Raw genomic sequence first — 25,297 nt, forward strand, 5'->3', positions numbered from 1 at the left:
TGCGAAATCTGAAAATCGTCAGCATGACGGTGGGTTGGGCTCACCGCGGCTCTTCCTGCTGCTTCATCGTGCCCAGCGTGATCGCGGGGGTACCGCTTTCGTCCTTGGGCGGGGGCGGGAGTTTGCCGAGGCGGTTGGGGTCTTCGTCCTTGGTTCCGCCGACCACCGGGCCGACGGCGGGCACTTTCGGTGCTTCGGGCTTGAGCGAGACCCCGAGGCCGAGCTTGGGCTCCGCGGTCAGTATTTTCGGTGCGGTCGCGGTCAGGCCCGCGCCGGTCCCGCCGCAATATTCCTGGCCCTTGGTCGAGGTGACGCAATCGGGCAGCGCGGTGCAGGCGGCATCGTCGATCCGCTTTGTGCCGGACGATTTGAACACGCGGCAGTTGATCAGGCGGCCATCGGGCGCGCGGTCGAACACGAGCGCGACGCGGCCGACCTTGGCGGTGATGACCACTTCCTCATATTCGGGCTCGGGCGCGGCGACCGCGTCCTGCGGTGCCGCCACCAGAAGGGCGAGCGCGGCGATCATCCCACGCTGCCTTCCAGCGAAATCCCCAGCAGCTTCTGTGCCTCGACCGCAAACTCCATCGGGAGCTGCTGCAGCACCTCTTTCGCGAAACCGTTGACGATCAGGGCGACCGCCGCTTCCTGATCCAACCCACGTTGCATGGCGTAGAACATCTGGTCCTCGCTGATCTTGCTCGTGGTGGCTTCGTGCTCGATCTGGGCTGAAGGATTCCTGACTTCGATGTACGGCACGGTGTGTGCGCCGCATTCGGAGCCGAGCAGCAGGCTGTCGCACTGGGTGAAGTTGCGCACGCCCTCCGCGCCCGGCGCGACGCGGACCAGGCCGCGATAGGTGTTGTTGCTGCGGCCCGCGCTGATCCCCTTGGAGATGATCGTCGAGCGCGATCCCTTGCCATTGTGGATCATCTTGGTGCCGGTATCGGCCTGTTGGCGGTTGTTAGTGACCGCGACCGAGTAGAATTCGCCGACGCTGTTTTCGCCGTTGAGCACGCAGCTGGGGTATTTCCAGGTGATCGCGCTGCCGGTTTCGACCTGGGTCCAGCTGACCTTGGAATTGCGGCCCTGACACAGCGCGCGCTTGGTCACGAAATTATAGATGCCGCCCTTGCCGTTCTCGTCGCCGGGATACCAGTTCTGGACGGTCGAATATTTGATCTCGGCATCGTCGAGCGCGACCAGTTCGACCACGGCGGCGTGGAGCTGGTTTTCGTCGCGCATCGGGGCGGTGCAGCCTTCGAGATAGCTGACATAGGCGCCCTTGTCGGCGACGATCAGCGTGCGCTCAAACTGGCCGGTATTTTCCGCGTTGATGCGGAAATAGGTCGACAGCTCCATTGGGCAGCGCACGCCCTCAGGAATGTAGACGAAGGTGCCGTCGCTGAAGACCGCGCAGTTCAATGCGGCGAAGTAATTGTCGTGCATCGGCACGACCTTCCCCAGCCACTTCTTCACCAGCTCGGGATATTCGCGGATCGCTTCGGAGATGCTGCGGAAGATGACGCCGGCGGCTTCGAGCTCCTTGCGGAAGGTGGTGGCGACGCTGACGCTATCGAACACCGCGTCGACCGCGACCTTGCGCGCGCCCTCGACCCCGGCGAGCACCTTCTGCTCCTCGATCGGGATGCCGAGCTTTTCATAGACGCGCAGGATTTCGGGATCGACCTCGTCGAGCGAACCGAGCTTGGGCTTCGCCTTGGGCTCGGCGTAATAATAGGCATCCTGATAATCGATCGGGTCGATGTCGAGCTTCGCCCAGTCGGGCGTAGGCATGGTCAGCCAGTGGCGATAGGCCTTGAGTCGCCAATCGAGCATCCATTCGGGCTCGTTCTTCTTGGCCGAGATGAAGCGGACGGTGTCCTCGCTCAGCCCCTTGGGCGCGAAGTCCTGTTCGATTGGCGAGGAGAAGCCCCACTCGTACTTCTTGTTGGCGGCGGCGATCGCCTCTGCGTTCTTGGTGGCCATTATGCGGGTACCGGCTGGGAGGAGAGGGAGGCGAGGGTGACGTCGGCGAGCGCACTGCGGACCGAGGCGTTGACGCTGTTCCAGTGCGGCTTGACGCGGCAACCGCTTTGAATCGCGCAGTCATGCTTGCCGCTGTCGACACAGGTGGTGAGCGCGATCGGCCCTTCGATCGCCTCGACGATATCGGCGAGGCTGATTGCTGCGGGCGGGCGCGCGAGGCGGAAACCGCCGCCGGTGCCGCGGGTGCTTTCGATGAGGCCGGCGCGGGAAAGATGGCTGACAAGCTTCTGGACGGTGGGCAGCGGAAGCCCGGTTTCATCCGCCAGCAGCGTCGCGTTCAGCCGCCCGCTGACGCCGCAATGGCGCGCGGCGGCGGAGAGCATGACCACTGCATAATCGGTTTGAGCGGAAAGCCGCATGAGGTCCTTCGTTGCGAACAATTCTCAAATCGGAATGATTCGTTCCGATTGGGCAGATGGGCTTGGGGGTCGCCTTCGTCAACCCATGGTTTTAAGGGGAGGGCATGCTGTACGACCTGCTGAGGCCGCTGATCTTTACCCTCGACGCCGAACGCGCGCACGGAATCGCGATCCGGGCGGCGGGGCTGGCGCCCGGCGGTGCGATCCCGCGCGTGCGACCGGTTACGATCGGCGGGGTGGAATTTCCCAATCCCGTAGGCCTCGCTGCGGGGCTCGACAAAGATGGCGAGGCGATCGACGGGCTGATGGGGCTGGGCTTTGGCAGCGTCGAGATCGGGTCGCTGACGCCGCGTCCGCAGGCGGGGAATCCGAAGCCGCGGCTGTTCCGGCTGGTCGAGGATCGGGCGGTGGTGAACCGGATGGGGTTCAACAATGGCGGGATCGACGCGGCGCTGGAGCGGGTCGCTAGGGCGAAGCGTCCGGGCGTGCTCGGCATCAATGTCGGCGCGAACAAGGATAGCGACGATCGCGTCGCGGACTATGCGCTGGGCGTGGCGAAGGTCGCGCCGCATGCCGATTATGTGACGATCAATGTCAGCTCCCCCAACACGCCGGGGCTGCGCGACCTCCAGTCGCGACCGGCGCTGGATGAGTTGTTGAATGCGGCGAGTGCGGCGCGGCTGGTGGACGGGCGGCGGGTTCCGCTGTTCCTGAAGGTTGCGCCCGATCTCGACCGTGCAGGGATGGAGGGCGTGGTGGCCGCCGCGGCCAATGCGTCGGTGGATGCGCTGATCGTCGGCAATACGACGATTTCGCGGCCCGATACGCTGCGCTCGCCGCTGGCGCAGGAGGCGGGCGGACTGTCCGGCAAGCCCCTGGCGGCGCTCGCGCGGGAGAAGCTGGCGGAGGCGCTGGCGATTGCCGACGGCGCAATGCCGGTGATCGCGGTGGGCGGGATCGATTCGCCGGAAGAGGCGCTGGCGCGGCTCGATGCCGGGGCGGCGATGGTGCAGATCTACTCGGCTTTGGTGTTTGAGGGGCCGGGGCTGGTGCGGCGCATTCTGCACCGGCTGTGACGTAGCGGCATTGCGATTGCCAGCGGTGTCGTTAGGGTTCCCGGCTCAAATCGAGCGCGGGCACGAACTCGCGCCGCAGGAGTTGGGAACAGGATGCGCAAGCTCGAAAAATTCGACAATCTGGTTTCGATGTTCTTCACCCGCGCCCGCGAAAAGGGCGACGCGCCCTTTCTGTGGGCGAAATCGGGCGGCAAATGGCAGTCCACCAGCTGGGCGGAGTCCGCCCGCAAGGTCGCGAGTCTTGCCGCCGCGCTGAAGAAGCTTGGCCTAAAGCCCGGCGACCGCGTGATGCTGGTCAGCGAGAACCGGCCCGAATGGTGTCTGAGCGACCTCGCCATCATGGCGGCGGGCGGGGTGACCGTGCCGACCTACACCACCAACACCGAGCGCGATCACCAGCATATCATCGACAATTCGGGCGCGACGATGACGATCGTGTCCGACGGTAAGCTCGCCAAGACGTTGCTCCCCGCGATTCTGCGCACCGCCGGCAGCGTTGGCCATGTCGTGATCGGCATCGAGGAGATGAAGCTGAGCCAGCCGGGCGCGATCGACTTTCACGATTGGAACGCGCTGATCGCGGCCAACCCGGTCGATGTCGCCGAGGCGGAGCAGGCGGCGGCGCGGATGAAGCGCGCGGACCTGGCGTGCATCATCTACACCAGCGGCACCGGTGGGTCGCCGCGCGGGGTGATGCAGCATCACGGCGCGATCCTCACCAATGTCGAGGGTTGCTGCACCGTCATCAGCGAGGATTTCGGATGGGAGGACGAGGTGTTCCTGTCGTTCCTGCCGCTCAGCCACGCCTATGAACATACCGGCGGGCAGCATTTTCCGATCGGGCTGGGCGCGCAAATCTATTATTCCGAAGGGTTGGACAAGCTCGCCTCGAATATCGAGGAGGTGCGTCCGACGCTGATGGTCGTGGTGCCGCGTCTGTTCGAAGTGCTGCGCACGCGGATTTCCAAGCAGGTCGAGAAACAGGGCAAGTTCGCCAATTATCTGCTCGACCGCGCGGTCAGCATTGGCGGCAAGAAGGCGGCGGGCAAGAACACGCTGCTCGACCTGCCGATGAGCCTGTTCCTCGACCGCACGCTCAAGCCCAAATTGTCGAAGAAGTTCGGTGGGCGGATCAAGGCGATGGTGTCGGGTGGCGCGCCGCTTAACCCGGAAGTCGGGGTGTTCTTCGAGAGCCTCGGCATCACCTTCCTGCAAGGCTATGGCCAGACCGAGGCGGCGCCGGTGATCAGCTGCAACCGGCCCAAGGCGGGGCTGAAGCACGATACGGTCGGACCGCCGCTGGAGGGGGTCGAGGTCAAGATCGCCGACGATGGCGAGATTCTGGTGCGCGGCGAACTGGTGATGCACGGATACTGGCGCAACGAGGCGGAGACCGCCCGCGTGCTCAAGGACGGATGGCTGCATACCGGCGACATCGGGCTGATCGACGAGAAGGGCCGGATCAAGATCACCGACCGCAAGAAGGACATCATCGTCAACGACAAGGGTGACAATGTCGCGCCGCAAAAGGTTGAGGGGATGCTGACGCTGCAGCCCGAGATCATGCAGGCGATGATCGCGGGCGACCGCAAGCCGTACATGACGGCCGTGCTGGTGCCCGACCCCGAATGGACCCAGGAATGGTGCGCGAAGACCGCGACCAAATGCGACCTCAAGGCGCTGCGCGAAAATCCGGAGTATCGCGCGGCGATCAGCGCGGCGGTCGACCGGGTGAACAAGGATCTGTCCGTAATCGAACGCGTGCGCCGCTTCATCCTGGCAGACGAACCGTTCACGATCGAGAACCAGCAGCTGACGCCGAGCCTGAAGATCCGCCGCCACATCCTGAAAGGGGTATATGGCGAGCGGCTGGACGGATTGTACAAGGGGTAATGCCTATGTCGCCCCGGGCCTGACCCGGAACCGGGGCGACGATGGGATTAATTCAGCGCCCGCCCGCCGCCGGTGCCGCCGCCTTTGCCTCGGGCAGCACCACCATCGACCAGTCTTTACCGGGCGCCAGATATTTGGCCGCGAGCGCCTGAAGCTCGGTCGGACCGGTGCGGCCATAGTCTGGCCCCAGCGTGTCGACTGCAGCAAGCCGACGCGGATCGAGCGTCCCGCCTTCGGTCTGCTGCATCCAGAACGGATTGCCGCTCGACCGGCGTGAGACCATTTCCAGCGTCGGCACCAATGCGCGGCGTAGTTCGTCCAGCTCGATCGGTTTGGCGATCAGGTCGGCGGCGATCTCGCGCGCGACCCGCAGGAACAGGTCGGTCTTGTCAGGCGGCAGCAAGGTGAGCGCGATTACGCGCCCGCCGCCGGGCTGGCCGACGGGCCACTGGCTGATCACGGTGGGCGAGTAGCTGACGCCTTCGGCTGAACGAATTCGGTCGAGGATGCGGTCGCGCATCACCGCCGCCAGCACTTCGAGCTTGCGCCCCTCGGCAATGTTCGCTGCGCCGCCGCCGGCCTGCCACGCGATCACGGCGGCCGCCTGATCGGGTTCGCCGGTATGGCGCAGCACGACCGGGCTGGCGACATGCGCCGGAAAGCGCACCGCAGCCGACACGATGCGCGACGCCCGACGCGGCTTCATCGCGCCGAAGGTGTTGCGCACCGCCTCAATCGCCTTTTCGACATCGATATCGCCGAACACCTGCACCTCGATCGGCCCGCTGGCGAGCAAAGGTTCCCAAAAGGCGCGGAAATCCTTGGCGTTCAGCTTCTGGATGTCGGCGAGCTCCGGCGTGCGCCAGCGCGGATCGCCGGCGTGGAGCAATGTTTCGAGACTGTCGGCGATCACCGCATCGGGCGATGCCCGGCGCGCCGCATTGCCGGCAATCGCAAGCGCGCGCGCCCGTGCGATCGGCTTGGGATCCCAGCCCGGCACCTCCAGCTTGGTCGCAATCAGGCGGAGCTGGTCGGCGAGGTCGGCGGGGGAGGTCTGGCCGGCGATCACGAAGGCGTCATCACCCACGCCGAACTGCATCGAGATGCGCCGGTCACCGGTGATCTGGTCGATTTCCTCCTGCCCCAATTTGCCGATCCCGCTTTCCAGCAAGGCAAGGTTGGCGGCCCAGGCCGGGGTCTGGCGGTTGGACGGCAGCGCCTGCATGCCCCGACCGAATCGGACCGAGACATAGGCGCGCCCGACTTCGCCCGGATTCTGGTAGAACAGCGCGGTGACGCCGTTCGAATAGCGGACCTGTTCGATCTTCGGATCCGCGACCGCGATCGATCGCGACGCGACCGTGCCGGGGGTGCCGAGCGGTGGCAGGGATGCGAAGCTGACATCGCCCAGTGCGGCGCGTGTTCCGGCAAGACCCGTGACATCGGCCTGCAGTGCGGCCGCCAGCTTGGCCTGGATATTCGGATCGGCGGTTCGGGTGTTGATGATCGCGCGCGTCGCGACCCCCTGCAGCACCCGCTGGGTCGAGGCGAGGACGCGGTCTGGCGTGAACATCTTCTGATCGATCGCGCCCTGAAAGATTCCGAGGCTGGCCTCTTCGCTGGTCGTCACCTCGTTGATGTCGACCGCGGCGATCAGCGTGTCGGCGCGGATCGATCCGGCGGTCACGCGCGCCGTTTCGATCTCGTTGCGCATTTTCGAGGCGATTTCATTCACCTCGCGATCGATTTCGGCCTGAGTCGGGGCGGTGGCGAGCGCGTCGGCGACGACGGCGCGCACTTCTTTGAGCGCGGTTTCCCAATCCTCACCGATCGGGATGACCTGAATGCTGGTGATGTTGGCCGAACGAAACGCGTCCGACAGGTCGGCACCGGCCTGAAGATAGCTCGATCCGGCGCGCGCGCGGCGTTCGAGACGGCGGTTGATGATGCGCACGGCAACAAGATCCACCCAGCGTTCCTGGTTGAACTTGACCGTATCCTCGAACACCGTCCAAGGGCGCAGCGTGGCCAGCATGACGACGGGGGGCAGGGTTGGTTCGACCGACGCTGCGCTTTTTGGGTGGGCGTCGCTGGGCGTGCCGAAATCGGGGGTGGCAGGATTGGGTCCAATACCCTTCCACGCCGCGAAATGCTTGGCGATTTGTGCCTCGAACAGCGCGGGGTCGAGGTCGCCGACGATCACCAATGTGGCGCGTTCGGGGCGGTACCAGCGCTGGTGAAAGGCGCGGACGGTCTCGGCGGTGGCACCGGTCAGGGTCTCGACCGTGCCGATCACCGGGCGGTCGGCGAAGCGTTGGCCGGCGAAGAGCAGGCGGCGGCGCAAATCTTCGAACCGCTCCGCCGGCCCCAGCGACTCACGCTGTTCGGCCAGCACCACGGGACGTTCCAGCGTCAGCGATTCGGTGGTGATATTGGGCGCCGCCATCATGTCGGCGAGGATCATCATCGACTGATCGAGGCTCGCCTCGTTCGCGTTGGGCAGGTCGAGCTGATAGGTGGTCGAAACCGGCGTGGTGCTGGCGTTGCTGTCCGAACCGAAGGTGACGCCGAGCCGCTGCCATACCCGCTTCGATTCGCCGTCCGGAATTTTGGACGAGCCGCGGAAGGAGAGATGTTCCAGCAGGTGGGCGAAGCCCTTTTCGCTATCCTGTTCCATCAGCGAACCGACCGCGATGTGCAGCCGCACCGCGACCTGGCCGGGGGGCACGCCGTTCTTGCGCACCGCATAGCGCAACCCGTTGGGCAGCGTGCCGAACCGCCATTCGGGGTCGTGGACAATGTCGCTGCCCTTGTAGAGCCAGGGCGTCTTGTCGACTGTGACCGGCGCGGGCGCTGGAGTGGTCCGGGCCGCTGGGGCGCTGGACTGGCCCAGCGCGGGCAGCGCTGCGGCGATCAGCAGGAGGGGAAGGGCGAGCGGCCTTACGCGCGAGAACAATGCCATCGCGGGCGAGCTTAGCTTGGATGGAGGCGCCTTGCCAGACGCCGTGCACACGCTTTGCCGCGTGCCACTTTGGCGCGGGTTCGGCCATGTTTTGGACCCAGACTCGGCTTAGGCATAGGCCGAAGCGGCGACGGCCAGATCGTCGACGGACAGCAGGGCGGGGCGTTACGTGTTTCAGCGGTCGATTGTTCGGAGTGAGGGCGCGTCGGTGGCGCTGCCTGTCGCCGCGCCACCGGCCGCGATGCCGCGCCCCCGCCGTGACGGCCTGACCGAAATTGCCGATCGCGTCCTTGCGGGCTGTTCGCTGGTGCCGGTTGCGCCGGTGCTGGATGTGCGCGCCTTTGGCTGGACCGGTGGACTGCGCGACCAGTGGCGCGCGATCCGCGACGAGGCGCGGATGGCGGCACTCGCCGAAAATCGGGCTGGCGCTGAAGGCCGCTTCACCCTGTGGCGCAGGGGCGGTCATGATGCGGCAAATGCGGCGCGCTGCCCTGCGACGACGGCGACGGTAGCGGCGATTCCCGGGCTGGATAGTGCCGGCTTTTCAATCCTGCCGCCCGGTGCGCATGTGCCCGTGCGGCGTGGACCAACGCGGGGGTTGCTGACCTGCCACCTCGGCCTGATCGTCCCGCGCGACGGCGATGCGCGGATGCGCGTCGGCGACCGCATGGTCCGCTGGGCCGAGGGCGAGACTGTGGTGTTCGATGACACCTATGACCACGAAGCGTGGAACGACAGCGGCGACACGCGCGTCGTGCTGCGCGTCCGCGTGCGGCGGCCGCTGCGCCAGCCGGGGCGGTGGATTGCGGATACGCTGTTGCGGGTGCGCTCGGCGCTTCATCGTTGAAGCGCCGAGCGTCTGGCTCCGTCAGAACTTCGCGCGTACGCCGATCGAGAAGCGCCGTTCCGACAGCGCATAGCTGTTGAGTGCGATCGGTCCGGCGGCGCTATATTCGCTCGTCGCCGAATCCTCCGGGATCAGATTCTGCGCTTGGAGCGACAGCGCGACCCCCTTGGCCAGATCGATGCCGATCTGCGCGTCCAGCTGTGAGCGTGGGCCGACGAAGCTGGGGCGCCCCTCGGAGAATTCGAACACCGCCTCATCGCGATAATTATACGCGATGCGCGCCGAGAACGGACCCTTCTCGTACAGGCCGACGAGGTTGTAGCTGTGCTTCGACACCGCAACCAGCGGGAAGCCGGCATTGTCCTCCGAGTCGGAGAAGGTGTAGTTGGCGATGATGCCGAGCCCGTCGAGCGGTGCGGGGAGGAAGTCGAAGAATTGCTGCACGCCGATCTCGAATCCCTTGATCTTCGCGCTGGCGAGGTTCTCGGGGCGGGAGAAGGTCAGTTCGCGCCCGGCGGGATCGAGATTGGTGTCGATGCCGGTGGTGACGAAGCTGGCGATGAAGTCCTTCACGTCCTTGTAAAAGAACGCGCCCGAGATCAGCGAGCTCTTGCCGGTATAATATTCGAAGCTGATGTCCGCCTGAGTCGAGACGGGCGGTTCGAGTGCGGCGTTGCCGCCGGTCACCGACAAATTGGTCGCGTTGAAGAAGGTCGACGGGGCAAGGTCGGCGATCGATGCGCGCTGCATCGTCTGTGACCCCGACAGACGGACCAGGAAATTGTCGGTGACGTTGAACACGATATTCGCGCTCGGCAGGACGTTGGTATAATCATTCTCGTCGGTCACCAGCGTGCTGGTGGTGCCGACATTGAGGAAGGTATCGACCGACAGGTTGGTCCGCGCGATGCGCACACCGGCATTGGCGGAGAAGGGGATGCTGCCCAGATCGCCCTTGAACCCCACCATCACATAAGCCGCCAGCGTCTTTTCGCTGAAGTCGTAATCGCGCTGCGAGTTGGGCAGCAGCGTCGAGCGGTCGTTGGGATTGGGGTTGGGCTGCGCCGCCTGGGCGCGGGTGAAGACATAGTCGAAGGTCGGCGCGGTGCTGAGGAACGCGCGCGGGAAGCTGCCTGGAATGTCGGGCAGGAACGACCCCAAGGTGACCTGACGCAGATAGGGTTCGATTTCTGCGCGGGTCGGGGTGACTTGGCTGCGATAGGCGTTCGATTGCGCGTGGAGATCGGTGTAGCGCACGCCCGCCGACAGCGTGAAGCCGCTGTCGAATTCATAGGACAGGTCCAGCTTGCCGGTCCATTCCTCGAGCAGGCCGAGCAGGCGGTTGCTGCGCACCCCGTTGCTGGCCGGATTGTAGGACGAATAGGCGGTCGGGTCCCAGGTGCCGAGGTTCAGGCTGGGGATCGTGGTGTTGCGGAAATCGAACGCGCCGGGAACAGCTGCGGTACCCTGAAGCGTGATGATCTGGATCGTCTGGTCGATCGTGCCCTTGCTGTAATAGCCATCGGCCTCGATCGTCAGCCCGCCGCTCTCATATTTGCCGTTAAGGCCGTAGAGATAGCTTTCGGTCGGCTCGTTGCGGATCTGACCCGCCGTGGTGACGGTGCCATTGGCGTTGCCGGCGACGACCACGCCGTTTTCGACGACGCGGCTGCTGACCGGGTTGCTGCCGGTGGGCAGGCGGAAAGCGAAGAAATCCTGATGGCGGCCGGTGGTGAGGCGCGAGAACAGCGCATCGGCGGTCACTACGAATTCGGGCGTCACCTCGACCTGCACCGCGCCGTTGAGGCCGATGCGCGATCGATCGACCACGAAATTCTCATATTGCAGCAGGACCGGGGTCGGGACCACGCCGCCACCGGTGCCGGTGTAGGTGCGGTTGAGGAAATTGTTGCGCTCGAACGCCTGGGTGGTGGTGGTGCGCTTCTGATACTCCGCCGCGACCATCACGCCGATCTTGCCATCGGCAAACTTGGTGGTCGCAAAGCCGGTCAGCACCGGTTCGAACGTCTCGCTATTCTCCGAATAGACACCGGTCGCGCGCAGCGAGACGGTGGCGTTGCGGAAGTCGAGCGGTTTTGGCGTGACGAGGTTGACCGTGCCGCCAAGTCCGCCCTCGGCCTGGCTAGCAAGCGGCGATTTGCGCACTTCGAGCCGACCGAACAGGCTGGAGGGCACCGAATCGAGGCCCGACGACCGGCCAAGCTGGTCGTTCTCCGGCGGCGACAGGCGCGCCGACCAGCCGAGCAGCGTGCGGCCGTCGACTTCGACGCGGACCTGCTGAAGGCCGCGGACCGACACCGACTGACCCTCCCCGAACACGCGGGTGATCTGGACGCCGGTCACACGTTGCAGCGCCTCGGCAACATTTGCGTCGGGCAGCTTGCCGACGTCTTCGGCGGTAATGACGTCAAGGACCTGGTCCGCCTCACGCTTGATATCGGCCGCGCGTTCCAGCGACGCGCGGATGCCGGTCACGACGATCTCGTCCTTGTCCTCGGCTTCGGCGGCCGGGGCGGCGTCCTGAGCCAGCGCGGGCGTGCTGACGAGCGCTGCGGCGAGCGCGCTGGCTGCAATGCCGCAGGTGATCGATGCGCGAAACTTCATGATAGTCCCCTCCCATTTCGCATGAAAAGGACAGGGGTCGGGTGCGCTCTCACCCGTCGAAGCCCGCTCCTGAGCCATGCATCAAATGACCCGGCTTAGACACCGGTGTCACGCAGGTTGTCCTACAAACCGATTCGGGAGTCAATAAAGATGTCGGACAACTTGTTTCAGCTGTTGGGCGCAGGTCCGGTGCTGGCGCGCGCGATCAGGCGCGTGTCGAACGTCATGCGGTCGCGCGGGCTCTTGGCGTCAAGCAGCAGATCAGCGGCGCTGCGGGCGAGATCGTGTACCGGCTGTCGGACGGTGGTGAGCGGCGGCCAGACGGCGGCGGCGAGGTCCGAATCGTCGAACCCGACGATCGACAATTGATCGGGAACGGCAATTCCACGCTCATGCGCCACGGCCAGCGCGCCAGCCGCCATATCGTCATTGCCCGCGAACAATGCTGTCGGCGGACTCGCGCGGTCCAGCAGCAGATGGGCGGCGCGGCGGCCCGAATCGATGCTGTAATCGCCGGCAACCACCAAAGCCTCGTCGAACGCAACGCCGTGCGCTTCGAGCGCGGCGCGATAGCCCTTCAGCCGCTCGACCGTCGAAACATGGCTGAGCGGCCCCTTGATGAAGGCTATCGCGCGATGGCCGTGCGCCAGCAGATGCGCGGTCGCCTCCTGCGCGGCGCTGGCGTCGTCGATGGTGACCGATCGCCCGACTTCGCGGCGCACGCCCGGCTCGATCCGTACATAGGGCAGGCCGCGCCGGTCGAGTTCGTCGAGCAAGGCTTCGTTTTCGGTTACCGGCGGGGAGAGGATGAGGCCGTCGAGATGCGTCTCGTCCACCAGCGCGGCGACATCCGCGACCAGCCCGGGCGCAGCGCTGTCGACCGGCTGGGTCAGCAGGCGATAGCCATGTTCGGCGCACCCTTCCTGCGCGCCGGCGAGCAGGTGGTAGACATAATAGGGGCTGGGGTTGTCATAGAGCAGCCCGACCTGGAAGGACTTGCGCCCGGCCAAGGTTCGCGCGGCGAGGCTGGGGCGGAAGTTGAGTTCGGCGACGACCTGCTCGACGCGGCGGCGGGTTTCCTCGCTGACATTCTTTTCATTATTCAGCACGCGCGAGACGGTCTTGAACGACACGCCCGCGAGCTTTGAAACTTCCTTGATCGTCGGCCGTCGCGCCATTTGCCTCCCCTGACGGGTCAGGCATAGGTGACAGCGTTGGCAACAGGCAAGAGTGGAGTTGTGCGTATGGATCGGCGCGGAGTGATGGTCGCGGCAGCGGCGATGGGGTTTGCGCCGGGATTGGCGCGGGCCGCGAAGCCGCGCATCGGACTGCGGGTGATGAGCTTTAACGTCCGCCTGCCGGTCGACTCGGACGGGCCGAACCGGTGGGAGGCGCGGCGTGACCTGTTCGTCGAGACGATCCGACGGTGCGATCCCGACATGATCGGGACGCAGGAATTGTGGAAGGTCCAGGGCGATTACGCGGTCGAGCGGCTGCCGCAATTCAGTTGGTTCGGGATCGACCGGCGGGGCGGTCGGGGCGACGAGCATATGGGCGTGTTCTTTCGCCGCGACCGGATGAAGGTGATCGATCTGGGCCATTTCTGGCTGTCGGATACGCCCGATGTGCCGGGGAGCATCAGCTGGGGGCACCCCTATCCGCGGATGGCGACCTGGGGCCTGTTCGAGACGGTGGCGGGCAAGCGGTTCTGGCTGATCAACACGCATTTTCCGTATCGCGCCGAGGACGAGGTGGCGCGCAGCAAATGTGCGGCGGCGATTGCGAAGTGGGTCGCCAAGCGGCCTGCTGGTGAGGTGGTGGTGCTGACCGGGGACTTCAATACCGGGCCGGAGAGCGAGGCCCATCGCATCTTGAGTGCCGGGCTGGCCGATGCCTGGGTTGCGGCGCCGGAGCGAACGGGGCCGGAGGGGACGTTCCATGGCTTTTCCGGAACGCCGGGGAAGCGGATCGACTGGGTGATGGCCCGGGGCCTGACGCCGGTGGCGGTCGAGACGGTCGATTTCGGGCGGGGCGGGCGGTTTCCGTCGGATCACTTTCCGGTGGTGGCCGATTACCGCTGGCCCTGAAAGAAAAGCCCCGCCCGGATGTGCCGGGCGGGGATAGGTCAGATCAGCCAGCCGCCAGTGCCGCGAGGAGCAGCAGGGCGACGATGTTGGTGATCTTGATCATCGGGTTGACCGCCGGACCCGCGGTATCCTTGTAGGGATCGCCGACGGTGTCGCCGGTCACCGCGGCCTTATGGGCTTCGGAGCCCTTGCCGCCGTGGTTGCCGTCTTCGATGTACTTCTTGGCATTGTCCCATGCGCCACCGCCCGAGGTCATCGAGATGGCGACGAACAGGCCGGACACGATCACGCCGAGCAGCATCGCGCCGACCGAAGCGAAGGCGTTGGCCTGGCTGTCGACGGCCAGGATCACGAAGTAGAGGACGATCGGCGAGAGCACCGGGAGCAGCGACGGAATGATCATTTCCTTGATCGCCGCCTTGGTCACGATGTCGACGGTCCGGCCATAGTTCGGGCGGCTGGTCCCGGCCATGATGCCGGCATTGTCGCGGAACTGGGCGCGGACATCCTCGACCACCGCGCCCGCTGCACGGCCCACGGCGGTCATGCCGAACGCGCCGAACAGATAGGGCAGCAGCGCGCCGAGCAGCAGGCCGACGATGACGAACGGATTGCTGAGCGAGAAATCCACGACGATGTCGGGGAAGTAGCGCGTCAGATCCTCCGTATACGCCCCGAACAGCACCAGTGCCGCGAGCGCCGCCGAACCGATGGCATAGCCCTTGGTCACGGCCTTGGTCGTGTTGCCCACAGCATCAAGCGCGTCGGTGCGGGTGCGGACGTCATCGGGCAGCCCGGCCATTTCGGCGATGCCGCCGGCATTGTCGGTGACGGGGCCATAGGCGTCGAGCGCGACCACCATGCCAGCGAGTGCGAGCAGCGAGGTGGCGGCGAACGCCACGCCGATGATCCCGGCCAGCTGGAACGATGCGATCACCGCGACGACGATGACGATGGTCGGCAGCGCGGTCGATTCAAGGCTGATCGCCAAACCCTGAATGACGTTGGTGCCATGACCGGTTTCGGATGCCTTGGCGATCGAGCGGACGGGGCGGTACTGGGTGCCGGTGTAATATTCGGTGATCCACACCAGCGCCCCGGTGACGCCAAGGCCGATCATCATGCACCAGAACAGGTCCATGCCGGTGAACGCCTGATCGCCGATCGTGGCGTTGAGGTCGTCGAGTGTAAACTCGGTCGCGAACCAGATCGCCGGAACGGCGAGGATCGCGGTGGTCCAGAAGCCCTTGTAGAGCGCACCCATGATCGACTGGCTGCCGCCGAGCCGGACCATATAGGTACCGATGATCGAGGTGATGATGCACACGCCGCCGACGATCAGCGGGAGGGCCATCAGCTTGAGCATGGCATTGTCGGAGAGCCCGCCGACGAGCAGCGCGATCGACACCATGGTGAGGCCGATCGTGACGACATAGGTTTCGAACAAATCGGCGGCCATACCGGCACAGTCGCCGACATTGTCGCCGACATTATCGGCGATCACGGCGGGGTTGCGAGGGTCATCCTCGGGGATGCCAGCCTCGACCTTGCCGACGAGGTCGGCGCCGACGTCGGCGGCCTTGGTGAAGATACCGCCGCCGAGACGCGCGAAGATCGAGATCAGCGACGCGCCGAACGCCAGTGCGGTCAGCGCCTTGATGATATCCTCGCCATTCGCGGCTTCACCGGCGGGGCCGACGAGATACCAGAAGAGTCCGGCGATCGAGAGCAGGCCGAGCCCGGCGACGAGCATGCCGGTGACGGCCCCGGCGCGGAAGGCGAGGGTGAGGCCACCCTGGAGCGAGCCGCGCGCCGCCTCAGCCGTGCGGACATTCGCGCGGACCGAGATGTTCATGCCGACATAGCCGGCGACGCCCGACAGGATCGCGCCGATCAGGAATGCGACGGTCGACAGCGCGCCGAGCGTGAAGAACATCACGGCGGCAACGACGACGCCGACAATGGCGATGGTGGTGTATTGGCGGCCGAGATAGGCCTTGGCGCCTTCCTGAATGGCGGCGGCGATATCCTGCATCTTCTGGTCGCCCGCCGGTGCGCGCAGCACCTGTTGCGACGTCACCAGGCCATAGAGCACGGCAATCAGGCCGCACACGATGGCGATGTAAACAATCGTCATCTGGTATCCTTCCCCTGTGAATCCCGCAGGTCGTCCGGATCTTGCTGCCCGGTACAAACCGCGTCGGAGTGGAGCGTAGAGAGGGGCGGGGGGCTGTCAAGCGGCGTGGTGGAATGGGGCAATGCCGGACGAAGCGGACAAAAAAGCGGGGTGTGCGGCGCGAAGGACCAGGACGCGCCGGGTTGGCTACCGCGACGGGGCGGGTTCGTGACTGCTGCGCGACGGTGACGCGACAGGCGCGCGACATCCGCGCGACGGGCGGACAACCGGGAGGCGACGGGGAAGCGGCAGGGTGGCAACTGCGACGCGACCGGCGCGCGCCGGGGTGACGACGCGGGGGCGGGTGAGTCGGATGCGGTCGGCGTCATCGATCAGGGTAGATCAGATGAAATCCAACATTTGAAGGGGGGTAAGGCACGCTTCCTTATCCTCCCCCGCCAGGGGGAGGTGGCGCCGAAGGCGACGGAGGGGGAGGACGGCTGTGTCCTCTCGAGCGTCGTGCTTCCTCCCCCTCCGTCAGGCTGCGCCTGCCACCTCCCCCTGGCGGGGGAGGATTATTGGGTGCCGTGGCGGTAGCCGAGCTTCGCGGGGAGGGGGGCGGGGGCGCCGTTGGCGGTGAGGGTGAGGCCATGACCGGGGCTGGCGGTGCCGATGCGGGTGGCGGCGACAGGCGGGGCGGTGCCTTTGGGCAGGGTGAAGAGCAGTTCGTAATCGTCGCCTGCGCAGGCGGCGTCGAGGACCGGGCCGGGGAGGGCGAGCGGGACGGCGTTGAGGTCGATGTGGATCGCGATGCCGCTGGCGGTGGCGAGCCGCTGGGCGTCGATCAGCAGGCCGTCGGATATGTCCATCACCGCGGTGGCGAGCGGGGCGAGCGCTTGCCCCTCGGCGACGCGCGGGACGGGGTGGAGGTAGCGAGCGAGGTCGCGTGGCTGTCCATCCGCGCCAAACGCCGCGCCGCCGATGGTGCCGGTGACCCAGAGCGTGTCGCCGGGCTGGGCGCCGGTGCGCAGCGGGGTACGGGCGGGGGCGGTGCCGATGGCGGTGAGCGTCAGGCTGCGCGGTGCGCCGGCGGGCATCGCCACCGTGTCGCCGCCGATCAGCGGCATGGCGTAGGTGGTAAGCGCGTCATTGAGGCCGTCGAGGAAGGCGCGGTCCCACTCGGCATCGCCCGACAGACTGTAGTTGAGTAGGCAGGCGAGCGGCGTCGCGCCTTTGGCCGCTAGGTCCGACAGGTTCACCGCCGCGAGCCGCCAGCCGACCGACTCCGGCGGATCGTGCGGGCGGTAATGGACGGATTCGACCATCGTGTCGCTGGTGAGGATCAGCTTGCCTGCTGCCACGTCGAGTTGCGCGGTGTCGTCGGCGAGCCCCGCAGCTGCGGGATGCGTCGCGATGGCGCGCAGGGCGGTTAAGAAGGTGAACTCGTCGGGCATCCGGATCCTTTACGCGATTGGAGCCGACCCAGTCACTCAGTCAATCGCGGCACGACATCGCGGACAAATGCCCGGATATTCTCGCGCGCATCACACTGCATCCCCAGTGCCATGAAAGAGCGCGCATCCTTGCCCTTAATCTGGGTTTGGACGCTGTCGATAATCGGCACGCCATATTCCGTCATCGTGTGCAAAGGCTTGTCAAAATCAGCGGAGGCGAGCTCTAGAACGCAGTCGTTAGGCACCCCTTGGAAGGGATTGTGTGGTGGCCATGGCATCACAACGGCCACGTCGCGCAGGTGCATTTGTACGAACGCATCGAAAGAGAGAGACTGAAATTGGATTGGATTTCCCGGCGATCCGGTCTGGTCCCGGAGCAGTGTGACCGCTTGGTTGCGGGCAATGCTTTCGCAGTCGTCTGCGATCTCGACGGTACTGAGTGTTCTGAAGTCGATATAGGAAATCACGAATGACGCGTTTCCGGTCGCTTTGAGAGCTACCAACTTTCGTAAGATCCCCCCGGGATTCTTTTGCGGTAGGTCGAAGGAGTAGCCACAATAGCTTTGAGGCGGGCGAAAAAAGAAGCGCATGCCGCGCGATGGCTGATCAGCGGTAAAGCCACCGGTCGCCGCGAGAATTGATAGCATCGAGGCAAAAAACATTGGCGGTTCCCCTATGCGCTTCACGACTGCACGGCGGGGGTGATCTGATCAACGGATGAAATCGGGCAAACCGGACACGGGCGCTTTGGTGGGGGGAAGGCAACTCTATCGTGCTGGAGAGGGTGCCGCTCCCCCCAATCGCCAAGCCACCGCAACCCCGCCCGCAAACACCCCGCGCCATTGTGCCAGATCGCCCCGGCTGCGCTCGTCGAATTCTTGCGCGCGGGCGGTGCGGGTGAGAACGCCTTGGCTGGCTTCGCGGAGCAGGGTGCGGGCGACGGGGAGGCCGGTGTTGTTGGCGGCGAGGAAGCGGGCGAGGTTGTGGGCGGCGCGGATTCGTAGCGGGGCGTCGGGGCTGAGGCCTTCGCGGGCGCCGGCATAAGCGAGCATGTAGAGTTCGAGCGCGCCGGTGCGTTTGCCCTGCGCGTCGAGATTTTCGGCGAGCATCGTCTGGGCGAGGGTGGTGCGCGGGTCGCCGGGGATCAGCACCGCTTCGCGCGTCATCAGCCCGGCGCGCAGATAGGGTTCGGCGATCAGGCGTGCGGCATCGGGCTGACGCGCGAGCAGTTCGGCGAGGTTGAGCATCGAGGTGCCGAGGTCGTAATGGCTGCCCTTCAAGCGCTCGCGCCGGATCGTCAGCGCGGCCTGTTGCTCGGCGAGCGCTTCGCGGTCGCGGCCCATGCGGGCGAGCAGAACGCCGAGGTTGGATCGAGCGGTGGCGATGGCGAGGAGATTGTCTGGCAGCTTCTCCTGCCGCACTGCGAGTGCGCGGCGCAGTGCGGGTTCGGCGTCGGCATAGCGGCGCTGTTCGGCGAGCACGATGCCGAGGTTCATCAGGTGATCGGCGAGCAATTCGGGGTCGCCGTTCGCGCTGGCCTGAAGCGTCTGCGCCGCGACGCGCAGCACCGGTTCGGCCTCGCCATAGCGGCCGCCGCGCAGCAGCACCGCGCCGAGTGTGCCGCGCACGACGCTGGTATCCTCATGCGCCGGGCCGCGCAGGGTCTCCATCATGGTGAGCGCGGTGCGCGCGGCGCGTTCGGCTTCGTCGAACAGGCCGGCGGTGGCGAGCAATTCGGCGGCGGCGACCAGCCCCAGCGCGCAATCCTCGCTCGGCGGTGTGGCGGGGGTGCAGGTGGTGCGTGCCTCTGCAGTGGCCTGGAGCACCGCCGCGCGGGGCAGGGCGGAGGCGCTTTCGTCGAGCTGGAGCCCGAACTTGAACTCGTCGGCCGCGGCGGGAGTGGCGATCAAGGCGAACAGCAGGGCGAGGTGGCGCATGGCGATGATCTGCGCCGTCGTCGCGCAGCTTGGCAAGCGACGAATGCGGTCGCGGTCAGGCGATGCGCTGGGCGGCCTTGGCCTTGAGTGCCGCGTGCATCGCGTCGATCATCCGGCCGGCACCTTCCGCCTGTGCGCCGCCCTGAAGCCGTGTGTTGAACAGTGCCGCGAGCTTCCAGTCGCGCGGGCCGGGCTCGGCGACGATCGCGTCGATCACCGGATCCACTTCGCCGACGCCGATCGAGACGGTCGCGGCAGGTTCGAGATAGGTGACGGAGTGCCACCAGAAGGGCGGCTGGACCAAGGCCTCGCCCGGGCCGAGGACGAAATGGCAGCCGTCATGATCGGCGACCAGCGCGGACCAGTCGTCAAGCGTCAGGTCGCGCAGCTTGCGGCGGGCGAAATTGGCCTTCACGTCGAGCGCGCCGGCGGCGGTGATCGGCAGAAACGCGAAATGCTTGCGACCGATCAACGGCACCTGAAACAGCCAGTGGCTGAGCCAGTCGAAATGCATGTCGGCGCAAGACCCTTGTCGCCCGGCGAAGAAGCGCGGATGGCGGGTCGGGCCGAGCGATTGCGGCAGATCGATGCGGTCGAGCACCGCCTTTGGCACTGGCGCCTCAAGCACCATTTCGAGCGCGTTGACGCTGTCCGTCGGCGGCGCGGGCGTGTCGAGATAGGTGCCTAGCCCGATTCTGCGCGGAGCGGAGCCGAGATCGCGACCGCCCAGCAGGTCGTTCAGATAGTTGTTCACGACGGGGACGCGCATGGCGCGCAGGTCGGCCTGGAAGGCGGGGTCTTGCAGCGCCGGCTGCGCGAACCCGACGATCTTGGTCGGGCGGGTGAGACCGGCGAGCCCCTGTGTCCGGAGCTGGCCGAACTCGATCACATCACGCATACTGACTGCCACACGAATACTGAACTAAATCAGTATTGTGGTAGCCTCACTTCAGGAATTCGGGAAAGCCCCCGTTTACGCATTTTTTCCCATCATTGTGCGGAATCGGTGCAGCGTAACTGCCCGATCGGTGGTGGCATGGCGTGCGGTGCAGCCCCTCCCCGGAGGGGAGGGGCTGTGTTTCACACCGCCTTCAGTGCTTCCTCAAAGTCCGCGATCAGGTCGTCGGCATTTTCGACGCCGATCGAGATGCGCACGAGGTTGTCGGTGATGCCCAGTGCCGCCTTGCGCGCGTCGGGGACCGAGAGGTGGGTCATTGCGGCGGGAGCGCTGGCGAGGGTTTCGGTGCCGCCGAGGCTGACCGCCAGCTTGGCGATCTTGAGCGAATCGAGGAAGGCGAACGCCTCTTTCTCGCCGCCCTTGAGGTAGAGCGAGAAGGTCGATCCGGCGCCGGTGCAGTGGCGATCGTAAATGTCGCGCTGGCGGCTGCCCTGAGGCAAGAAGCCGAGATAGCCGACGCTTTCGACCTTGGGATGGGTGCGCAGATATTCGCAGACCTTGGCGGCGTTTTCGCCGGCGCGGCTCATGCGCAGTTCGAGCGTTTCCAGCGAGCGCAGCAGCATCCATGCGGTGTTGGGGTCGCAGATCGTGCCGATCGTGTTGCGCATCATGCGGATGGTATTGATGTGCGCCTTGCTGCCCAGCACGCCGCCCGCGACGAGATCGCTATGGCCGCCTGCGTACTTCGTCAGCGAATAGACGACGAGGTCCGCGCCCTGCTTGAGCGGTTGTGCCCAGAGCGGGCCGAGGAAGGTGTTGTCGATCGCGATCGGGGGCTTGTTCTCACCGGTGAAGATCGCGTCGCGGCTGGCGGCGACGGCCTCGACATCGACCAGCACATTGGTCGGGTTGGCGGGGCTTTCGAGATAGATGAGGGCGACGTTGCCCGACGATGCCTTTTGCAGCACCGCGTCGATCTCTTCACGCGTCGCGCCGGCGGGGAAGTCGACCCAGTGGACGCCGAACTTGCCGAGGATGCGGGCGATCAGCGTTTCGGTCGCGGCGTAGAGCGGGCCGCTGTGCACGATGGTGTCGCCGGGCTTGACCATCGCGAGGAACAGGGTGGCGATGGCGGACATGCCGGAGGAGAAAGCGAGCGCGTCCTCCGCCTCTTCCCACACGCCCAGGCGATCCTCGAGGATTTCCTGATTGGGGCCGTTGAAGCGCGAATAGACCAGGCCTTCGGCACCGCCGGGACGCTTGCCGGTGACGCCTTCGAAATGGCGCTTGCCGGCGGCGGCGTTGGGGAAGACGAAGGTCGAGGTGGCGAAGATCGGCGGCTTCAACGAGCCTTCCGACAGCATCGGGTCATAGCCATGGCCCATCATCATCGTCGCAGGGCTGAGCTTGCGATTGCCGATCGTGTCGGCCGAGGGCTTCGGGCGGCCGCGCGCGGGTGCGCCGGTGATTGCGGCTTCGTCGGGGGTCTGTTCGGGCGTGTCGGTCATGGCGGGCCGCTCCTGGTATCATGTGAAACTAGTTGCCGCAGCCGTCGCACCGAACGCTTACCCCGTCAATCCAATCACGCTGATCTGACGGCCGTAATCGGGGGCGCCTTCGTGCGTCGCGCGGCGATAGCTGAAGAAACGCGCCGGATCGGCATAGGTGTCCGCGCCGAGTGCCTCGATCCGGCGCAGCCCGGCGGCGGCGAGGCGGTGGACGACATAGGCCTCGAGGTCGAACTGGTGGTGGCCAGGCTTGCCGGGGGTGAAGAATCGCTCGTTCGCCGGGTCGGTGGCGGCGAAGCGGGTGAGGAAGGCGTCGTCGACCTCGTAGCTGGCGCGGGCGATGCAGGGGCCGACAGCGGCGGCGATGCGGCTGCGGTCCGCGCCGAGCTCTTCCATGCGCGCAATGGTCGCGTCGGTGACGCCGTGGAGTGCGCCCTTCCACCCGGCATGGGCGGCGGCGATGACGCCTGCCTCGCGGTCGGCGAACAGCACGGGGGCGCAGTCGGCGGTGAGGATGCCGAGGAGGATGCCGGGGCGATCGGTAACCAGCGCGTCGGCATGGGGGCGGGTGTCCTCGTCCCAATCGGCGGCGACGATCACCGCGTCGGGGGAGTGGACCTGATGGACCGTCGCGAAGCGGCTGCCCGGGGCGATGGCGGCGATCACGCGGCGCTGGTTTTCGATCAGCTCGGGCGTGGGGGGCAAGCCGCGGCGGCCCATGTCGAGGCTGGCGGTGGGGCCGGTGGTGACGCCGCCGGTGCGGCCCATGAAGCCGTGGGCGACGTCTTCGAGCGCGGTGGCGCGCAGGAGGGTGAGGGCTTCGCTCACAGCGCGAGCCGCATCACGAGGTCGCGGTCGATCTGGCGGCCGACCGGGAAGGCATAGTCGCCGACATGGACGAAGCCATATTTGGCGTAGAAGGCGATGGCGCGGTGATTCTCCTCGAACACCGTCAGCAGCAAGGCAGGGGCGCGGCGGGCGCGGGCGGTGGTCATTGCCCAGTCCATCAGCGCCTGCGCGACGCCACGTCCGTGCCAGTCGGTCGCGACATAGAGCTGCGCGAGTTGCGCATCGGTCGGGTGCGCCTGTTCGAGATTGGGGGGCACCATCTTCGCATAGCCGGCAATGGCGCCGTCGATGCGCGCGACCTGCCATGACATAAGTGGGTTGGAGAGGTCGCGGCGCAGGCGACCGTCCTCGCCGAAATTCTCGTCTAGGAAGGCGTTGAGGTCTTCGGGCTTGTAGAAATGCGCGAAGGTGTCGCGCCAGCTTGCTTCCGCCATCGCGTCGAGCGCGGCGGCGTCGGCGGGGGTGGGGGTGTCGAGGGTGAGGGTGGCCGCGATCGTCATTCCGCAAACCCCGCTGGGATCGGCCAGCCCGGGGCGGTCAGCGCGACGACCTTGAACAGCTCACCCATCGCGTCGTCGCCGATCAGCCGGTCGCGGGCGATGGCGACATCGGCGGCGCGGTCGGGCGCGGCGCGGCTGAGGGCTTCCGCACGCGGTTCGATGCCGAGGTCGCGCAGCCATGCGCCTTGCGAGACGGGGCCATAGGCCTCCAGCCCCTCGACCCGCGCGGCTTCGATCAGCGTACCGAAATCGACATGCGCGGTGAGGTCAGCCTCGCCCGGATCCTCGAACGGGTTGACGTAAGCATGGCCGCGCACCGCTTGCAGCGTGTCGCCGATTGCAGGCCCGGCATAGCCATAGTCGATCACGATCGCCGCGCCGCCCTGTTCGAGCAGTCGCGCGGCAAGCGCGCGCAGGATCGCGACGCTGGGGGGTGAGGTTTCGAGGATCGATCCGTCGGGTGCATCGCGGAACTGCGGCGGGATGATCGGGTCGAAGATGGTGTTGCCAATGACGGGCAGGAACAGCGTGTCCTGACAGGCGACCAGCCGCTCACGCCAGCCCTGCGGCGTCTTGACCAACTGCCGGATCGGGAGCGCGTCGAAAAATTCGTTGGCGACCACCAGCAGCGGCTTGTCGTCGGGGATGCCGATCAGGTCGAGCGACCATTCGGCGTGCGGCACCTGCTTGGCCTGTTCGGCGCGCAGCATCGGGCTGTTTTCGACGAAATGCACCGGTGGGGTGAGGCCAGCGCTGCGCATCGCACGCAGGGCATCACTGGCGAGCGTACCACGCCCCGGCCCGAGTTCGACATAATGGCAGTCGGGGCGGTCGGCGCGGTCCCACAGATCGGCGAGCGCGAGGCCGACGAGTTCGCCGAACATCTGGCTGATTTCGGGCGCCGTCGTGAAATCGCCGCGCGTACCGAGCGGGTCGCGGGTTGCGTAATAATGGGTGTTGGCCGCGCCCATGAACTGCGACAGCGGGATCGGCCCGGCGAGCGTGATCGCGCGGGCGATTCGCTCGGGCAGGGGGCCTTCGGAATTAGCCTGTTCGGTCATGGCTTGGCGACATGCCCTCCCCCGACCCCTCCCGCAAGCGGGAGGGGAGTTTTACGCAATCGTCTGGTCGCCGGCGAAGGGTTCGACCCGCTCGCGGCGCTTTTTCGCGGTGGCGATCAGGTAGATGCCGCCGAAGATCATCGGGAGCGTCAGCAGCTGGCCCATGTGCAGGCCGGGCGTCGCGAAGATCGTGCCGTCGAACTGCGCGTCATGTTCGCGGAAGAATTCGACGAACCAGCGCGACAGGCCATAGCCGAGGATGAAGGTGCCGACGAGCTTGCCCGGCTGGTAGCGCGCGTCGGTCTTCCAGAACAGGAACCACAGGATCAGGCCGACGACCAGACCCTCCAGGCCGGCTTCGTAGAGCTGGCTGGGGTGGCGGGCGAAGGTTTCGCCGGTCGGCTGGGTGAGATCGCGCATGTCGTAGACGATGCCCCAGGCGACAGTCGTGGGATGGCCCCACAGCTCGCCATTCACGAAATTGGCGATGCGCCCGAAGAACAGGCCGAAGGGGACGCAGCAGGCGACATAGTCATGGACGCGCAGCCAGTTGAGCTTTTCCTTGCGGCACAGCCACAGGATCGCGAGCATCACGCCGATCGTGCCGCCATGGAAGGACATGCCGCCTTCCCACAATTGCACCAGCTTGAGCGGTTCGAGGAACAGTGTCGGCTGGTAGAAGATCACATAGCCGAGCCGCCCGCCGACGATGATGCCGAGCGTGGCGTAGAACACCATGTCATCGGCATGACGACGCGCCATCGGCGCACCCGGCTGGGCCAGCAATTTGAGCAGATACCACCAGCCGACCAGGATTCCCGCGATATAGGCGAGCGAATACCATTTGAGCTTGAAGAAGCTCAGATCGAGCGCGACCGAATGCAGGCCGAGGTCGCTGAACTGGATATGCGATGTCGCTTGCGCGGCGGCGGTCAGGATCACGGTTCGGGCTCCCCGGGGGTTTGGCGCTGTCCTATCGGGATATGACGGCGGGGAAAAGGGGGATGGGGCGCTATCCTATTCCTCCCCCAGCTTGCTGGGGGAGGGGGACCGCAGCCGCAGGCGGTGGTGGAGGG

General features: G+C 66.1%; 20 protein-coding genes. 4 read left to right on the top strand and 16 right to left on the bottom strand.

Annotated elements, in window-relative coordinates:
* Positions 1 to 40: 40 nt before the first annotated feature.
* The 3 genes from KYX69_RS08120 to KYX69_RS08130 are packed head-to-tail and all read right to left on the bottom strand — an operon-like array spanning position 41 to position 2,408.
* On the bottom strand, positions 41 to 529 hold the full coding sequence (locus KYX69_RS08120) for a hypothetical protein (RefSeq protein WP_300495888.1): 489 nt from the start codon (positions 527 to 529) through the stop codon (positions 41 to 43).
* Positions 526 to 1,989: a Fe-S cluster assembly protein SufB gene (gene sufB, locus KYX69_RS08125; protein ID WP_300495890.1), complete on the bottom strand. Its 1,464-nt coding sequence runs from the start codon at positions 1,987 to 1,989 to the stop codon at positions 526 to 528. The genes KYX69_RS08120 and sufB overlap by 4 nt, the downstream gene beginning before the upstream one ends.
* A complete protein-coding gene (locus KYX69_RS08130; protein WP_300495891.1) occupies positions 1,989 to 2,408 on the bottom strand; it encodes an SUF system Fe-S cluster assembly regulator in 420 nt (139 codons plus the stop codon). Before KYX69_RS08130 ends, sufB begins: the two co-directional genes overlap by 1 nt.
* A 104-nt stretch (positions 2,409 to 2,512) precedes the next feature.
* On the opposite strand from KYX69_RS08130, the gene KYX69_RS08135 reads away from it, so the two are divergent.
* Together KYX69_RS08135 and KYX69_RS08140 are read left to right on the top strand one after the other, a co-directional pair.
* A complete protein-coding gene (locus KYX69_RS08135) occupies positions 2,513 to 3,484 on the top strand; it encodes a quinone-dependent dihydroorotate dehydrogenase (RefSeq protein ID WP_300495892.1) in 972 nt (323 codons plus the stop codon).
* A gap of 93 nt (positions 3,485 to 3,577) precedes the next feature.
* A complete protein-coding gene (locus KYX69_RS08140) occupies positions 3,578 to 5,377 on the top strand; it encodes a long-chain fatty acid--CoA ligase (RefSeq protein ID WP_300495894.1) in 1,800 nt (599 codons plus the stop codon).
* A 52-nt stretch (positions 5,378 to 5,429) separates the two neighbouring features.
* Here the strand turns inward: KYX69_RS08140 and KYX69_RS08145 are convergent, their stop codons facing one another.
* Complete coding sequence (locus KYX69_RS08145) at positions 5,430 to 8,339, bottom strand: pitrilysin family protein (protein WP_300495896.1); 2,910 nt, start codon at positions 8,337 to 8,339, stop codon at positions 5,430 to 5,432.
* A gap of 208 nt (positions 8,340 to 8,547) precedes the next feature.
* On the opposite strand from KYX69_RS08145, the gene KYX69_RS08150 reads away from it, so the two are divergent.
* Positions 8,548 to 9,186, top strand: coding sequence for an aspartyl/asparaginyl beta-hydroxylase domain-containing protein (locus KYX69_RS08150; protein ID WP_300495899.1), 639 nt, complete (start codon positions 8,548 to 8,550; stop codon positions 9,184 to 9,186).
* Between the two features lie 21 nt (positions 9,187 to 9,207).
* Here the strand turns inward: KYX69_RS08150 and KYX69_RS08155 are convergent, their stop codons facing one another.
* The gene (locus KYX69_RS08155; RefSeq protein WP_300495901.1) at positions 9,208 to 11,811 is read right to left on the bottom strand and encodes a TonB-dependent receptor; all 2,604 of its coding nucleotides are present in this window, start codon (positions 11,809 to 11,811) and stop codon (positions 9,208 to 9,210) included.
* 167 nt (positions 11,812 to 11,978) lie between these two features.
* Entirely contained in the window at positions 11,979 to 12,989 is a 1,011-nt protein-coding gene (locus tag KYX69_RS08160) for a LacI family DNA-binding transcriptional regulator (RefSeq protein ID WP_300495903.1), read from the bottom strand.
* Positions 12,990 to 13,055: 66 nt separating this feature from the next.
* Here KYX69_RS08160 and KYX69_RS08165 point away from each other — a divergent pair, with 66 nt between their 5' ends.
* A complete protein-coding gene (locus KYX69_RS08165; protein ID WP_300495905.1) occupies positions 13,056 to 13,898 on the top strand; it encodes an endonuclease/exonuclease/phosphatase family protein in 843 nt (280 codons plus the stop codon).
* Between the two features lie 43 nt (positions 13,899 to 13,941).
* Here the strand turns inward: KYX69_RS08165 and KYX69_RS08170 are convergent, their stop codons facing one another.
* The 10 genes from KYX69_RS08170 to lgt form a co-directional block, all read right to left on the bottom strand.
* Positions 13,942 to 16,035, bottom strand: a complete 2,094-nt coding sequence (locus tag KYX69_RS08170; RefSeq protein WP_300495908.1) for a sodium-translocating pyrophosphatase — start codon at positions 16,033 to 16,035, stop codon at positions 13,942 to 13,944.
* Positions 16,036 to 16,589: 554 nt separating this feature from the next.
* On the bottom strand, positions 16,590 to 17,468 hold the full coding sequence (gene thiL / locus KYX69_RS08175) for a thiamine-phosphate kinase (protein ID WP_300495911.1): 879 nt from the start codon (positions 17,466 to 17,468) through the stop codon (positions 16,590 to 16,592).
* 32 nt (positions 17,469 to 17,500) lie between these two features.
* On the bottom strand, positions 17,501 to 18,130 hold the full coding sequence (locus tag KYX69_RS08180; RefSeq protein ID WP_300495913.1) for a hypothetical protein: 630 nt from the start codon (positions 18,128 to 18,130) through the stop codon (positions 17,501 to 17,503).
* Positions 18,131 to 18,235: 105 nt separating this feature from the next.
* Positions 18,236 to 19,405, bottom strand: a complete 1,170-nt coding sequence (locus KYX69_RS08185) for a tetratricopeptide repeat protein (RefSeq protein WP_300495915.1) — start codon at positions 19,403 to 19,405, stop codon at positions 18,236 to 18,238.
* 55 nt (positions 19,406 to 19,460) lie between these two features.
* Positions 19,461 to 20,303, bottom strand: coding sequence for a cupin-like domain-containing protein (locus KYX69_RS08190; RefSeq protein ID WP_300495917.1), 843 nt, complete (start codon positions 20,301 to 20,303; stop codon positions 19,461 to 19,463).
* A gap of 182 nt (positions 20,304 to 20,485) precedes the next feature.
* Positions 20,486 to 21,811, bottom strand: a complete 1,326-nt coding sequence (locus KYX69_RS08195; RefSeq protein ID WP_300495919.1) for a cystathionine gamma-synthase family protein — start codon at positions 21,809 to 21,811, stop codon at positions 20,486 to 20,488.
* A 57-nt stretch (positions 21,812 to 21,868) separates the two neighbouring features.
* Positions 21,869 to 22,639 (bottom strand): peptidoglycan editing factor PgeF, encoded by a 771-nt coding sequence (gene pgeF / locus KYX69_RS08200; protein ID WP_300495921.1) that lies wholly within the window; start codon positions 22,637 to 22,639, stop codon positions 21,869 to 21,871.
* Positions 22,636 to 23,160, bottom strand: coding sequence for a GNAT family N-acetyltransferase (locus tag KYX69_RS08205; protein WP_300495923.1), 525 nt, complete (start codon positions 23,158 to 23,160; stop codon positions 22,636 to 22,638). The genes pgeF and KYX69_RS08205 overlap by 4 nt, the downstream gene beginning before the upstream one ends.
* Entirely contained in the window at positions 23,157 to 24,221 is a 1,065-nt protein-coding gene (locus KYX69_RS08210) for an SAM-dependent methyltransferase (RefSeq protein WP_300495925.1), read from the bottom strand. Before KYX69_RS08210 ends, KYX69_RS08205 begins: the two co-directional genes overlap by 4 nt.
* Before the next feature lie 51 nt (positions 24,222 to 24,272).
* Positions 24,273 to 25,163 (bottom strand): prolipoprotein diacylglyceryl transferase, encoded by an 891-nt coding sequence (gene lgt, locus KYX69_RS08215; protein ID WP_300495927.1) that lies wholly within the window; start codon positions 25,161 to 25,163, stop codon positions 24,273 to 24,275.
* Positions 25,164 to 25,297: the final 134 nt, after the last annotated feature.

Source organism: Sphingomonas sp., assembly GCF_030145815.1.
Taxonomy (GTDB): Bacteria; Pseudomonadota; Alphaproteobacteria; order Sphingomonadales; family Sphingomonadaceae; genus Sphingomonas.

Coding starts and splice junctions, on each gene's coding strand:
- KYX69_RS08120 (WP_300495888.1), bottom strand. CDS start 529: ATGATCGCCGCGCTCGCCCTTCTGGTGGCGGCACCGCAGGACGCGGTC.
- sufB (WP_300495890.1), bottom strand. CDS start 1,989: ATGGCCACCAAGAACGCAGAGGCGATCGCCGCCGCCAACAAGAAGTAC.
- KYX69_RS08130 (WP_300495891.1), bottom strand. CDS start 2,408: ATGCGGCTTTCCGCTCAAACCGATTATGCAGTGGTCATGCTCTCCGCC.
- KYX69_RS08135 (WP_300495892.1), top strand. CDS start 2,513: ATGCTGTACGACCTGCTGAGGCCGCTGATCTTTACCCTCGACGCCGAA.
- KYX69_RS08140 (WP_300495894.1), top strand. CDS start 3,578: ATGCGCAAGCTCGAAAAATTCGACAATCTGGTTTCGATGTTCTTCACC.
- KYX69_RS08145 (WP_300495896.1), bottom strand. CDS start 8,339: ATGGCATTGTTCTCGCGCGTAAGGCCGCTCGCCCTTCCCCTCCTGCTG.
- KYX69_RS08155 (WP_300495901.1), bottom strand. CDS start 11,811: ATGAAGTTTCGCGCATCGATCACCTGCGGCATTGCAGCCAGCGCGCTC.
- KYX69_RS08160 (WP_300495903.1), bottom strand. CDS start 12,989: ATGGCGCGACGGCCGACGATCAAGGAAGTTTCAAAGCTCGCGGGCGTG.
- KYX69_RS08165 (WP_300495905.1), top strand. CDS start 13,056: ATGGATCGGCGCGGAGTGATGGTCGCGGCAGCGGCGATGGGGTTTGCG.
- KYX69_RS08170 (WP_300495908.1), bottom strand. CDS start 16,035: ATGACGATTGTTTACATCGCCATCGTGTGCGGCCTGATTGCCGTGCTC.
- thiL (WP_300495911.1), bottom strand. CDS start 17,468: ATGCCCGACGAGTTCACCTTCTTAACCGCCCTGCGCGCCATCGCGACG.
- KYX69_RS08180 (WP_300495913.1), bottom strand. CDS start 18,130: ATGTTTTTTGCCTCGATGCTATCAATTCTCGCGGCGACCGGTGGCTTT.
- KYX69_RS08185 (WP_300495915.1), bottom strand. CDS start 19,405: ATGCGCCACCTCGCCCTGCTGTTCGCCTTGATCGCCACTCCCGCCGCG.
- KYX69_RS08190 (WP_300495917.1), bottom strand. CDS start 20,303: ATGCGTGATGTGATCGAGTTCGGCCAGCTCCGGACACAGGGGCTCGCC.
- KYX69_RS08195 (WP_300495919.1), bottom strand. CDS start 21,811: ATGACCGACACGCCCGAACAGACCCCCGACGAAGCCGCAATCACCGGC.
- KYX69_RS08205 (WP_300495923.1), bottom strand. CDS start 23,160: ATGACGATCGCGGCCACCCTCACCCTCGACACCCCCACCCCCGCCGAC.
- KYX69_RS08210 (WP_300495925.1), bottom strand. CDS start 24,221: ATGACCGAACAGGCTAATTCCGAAGGCCCCCTGCCCGAGCGAATCGCC.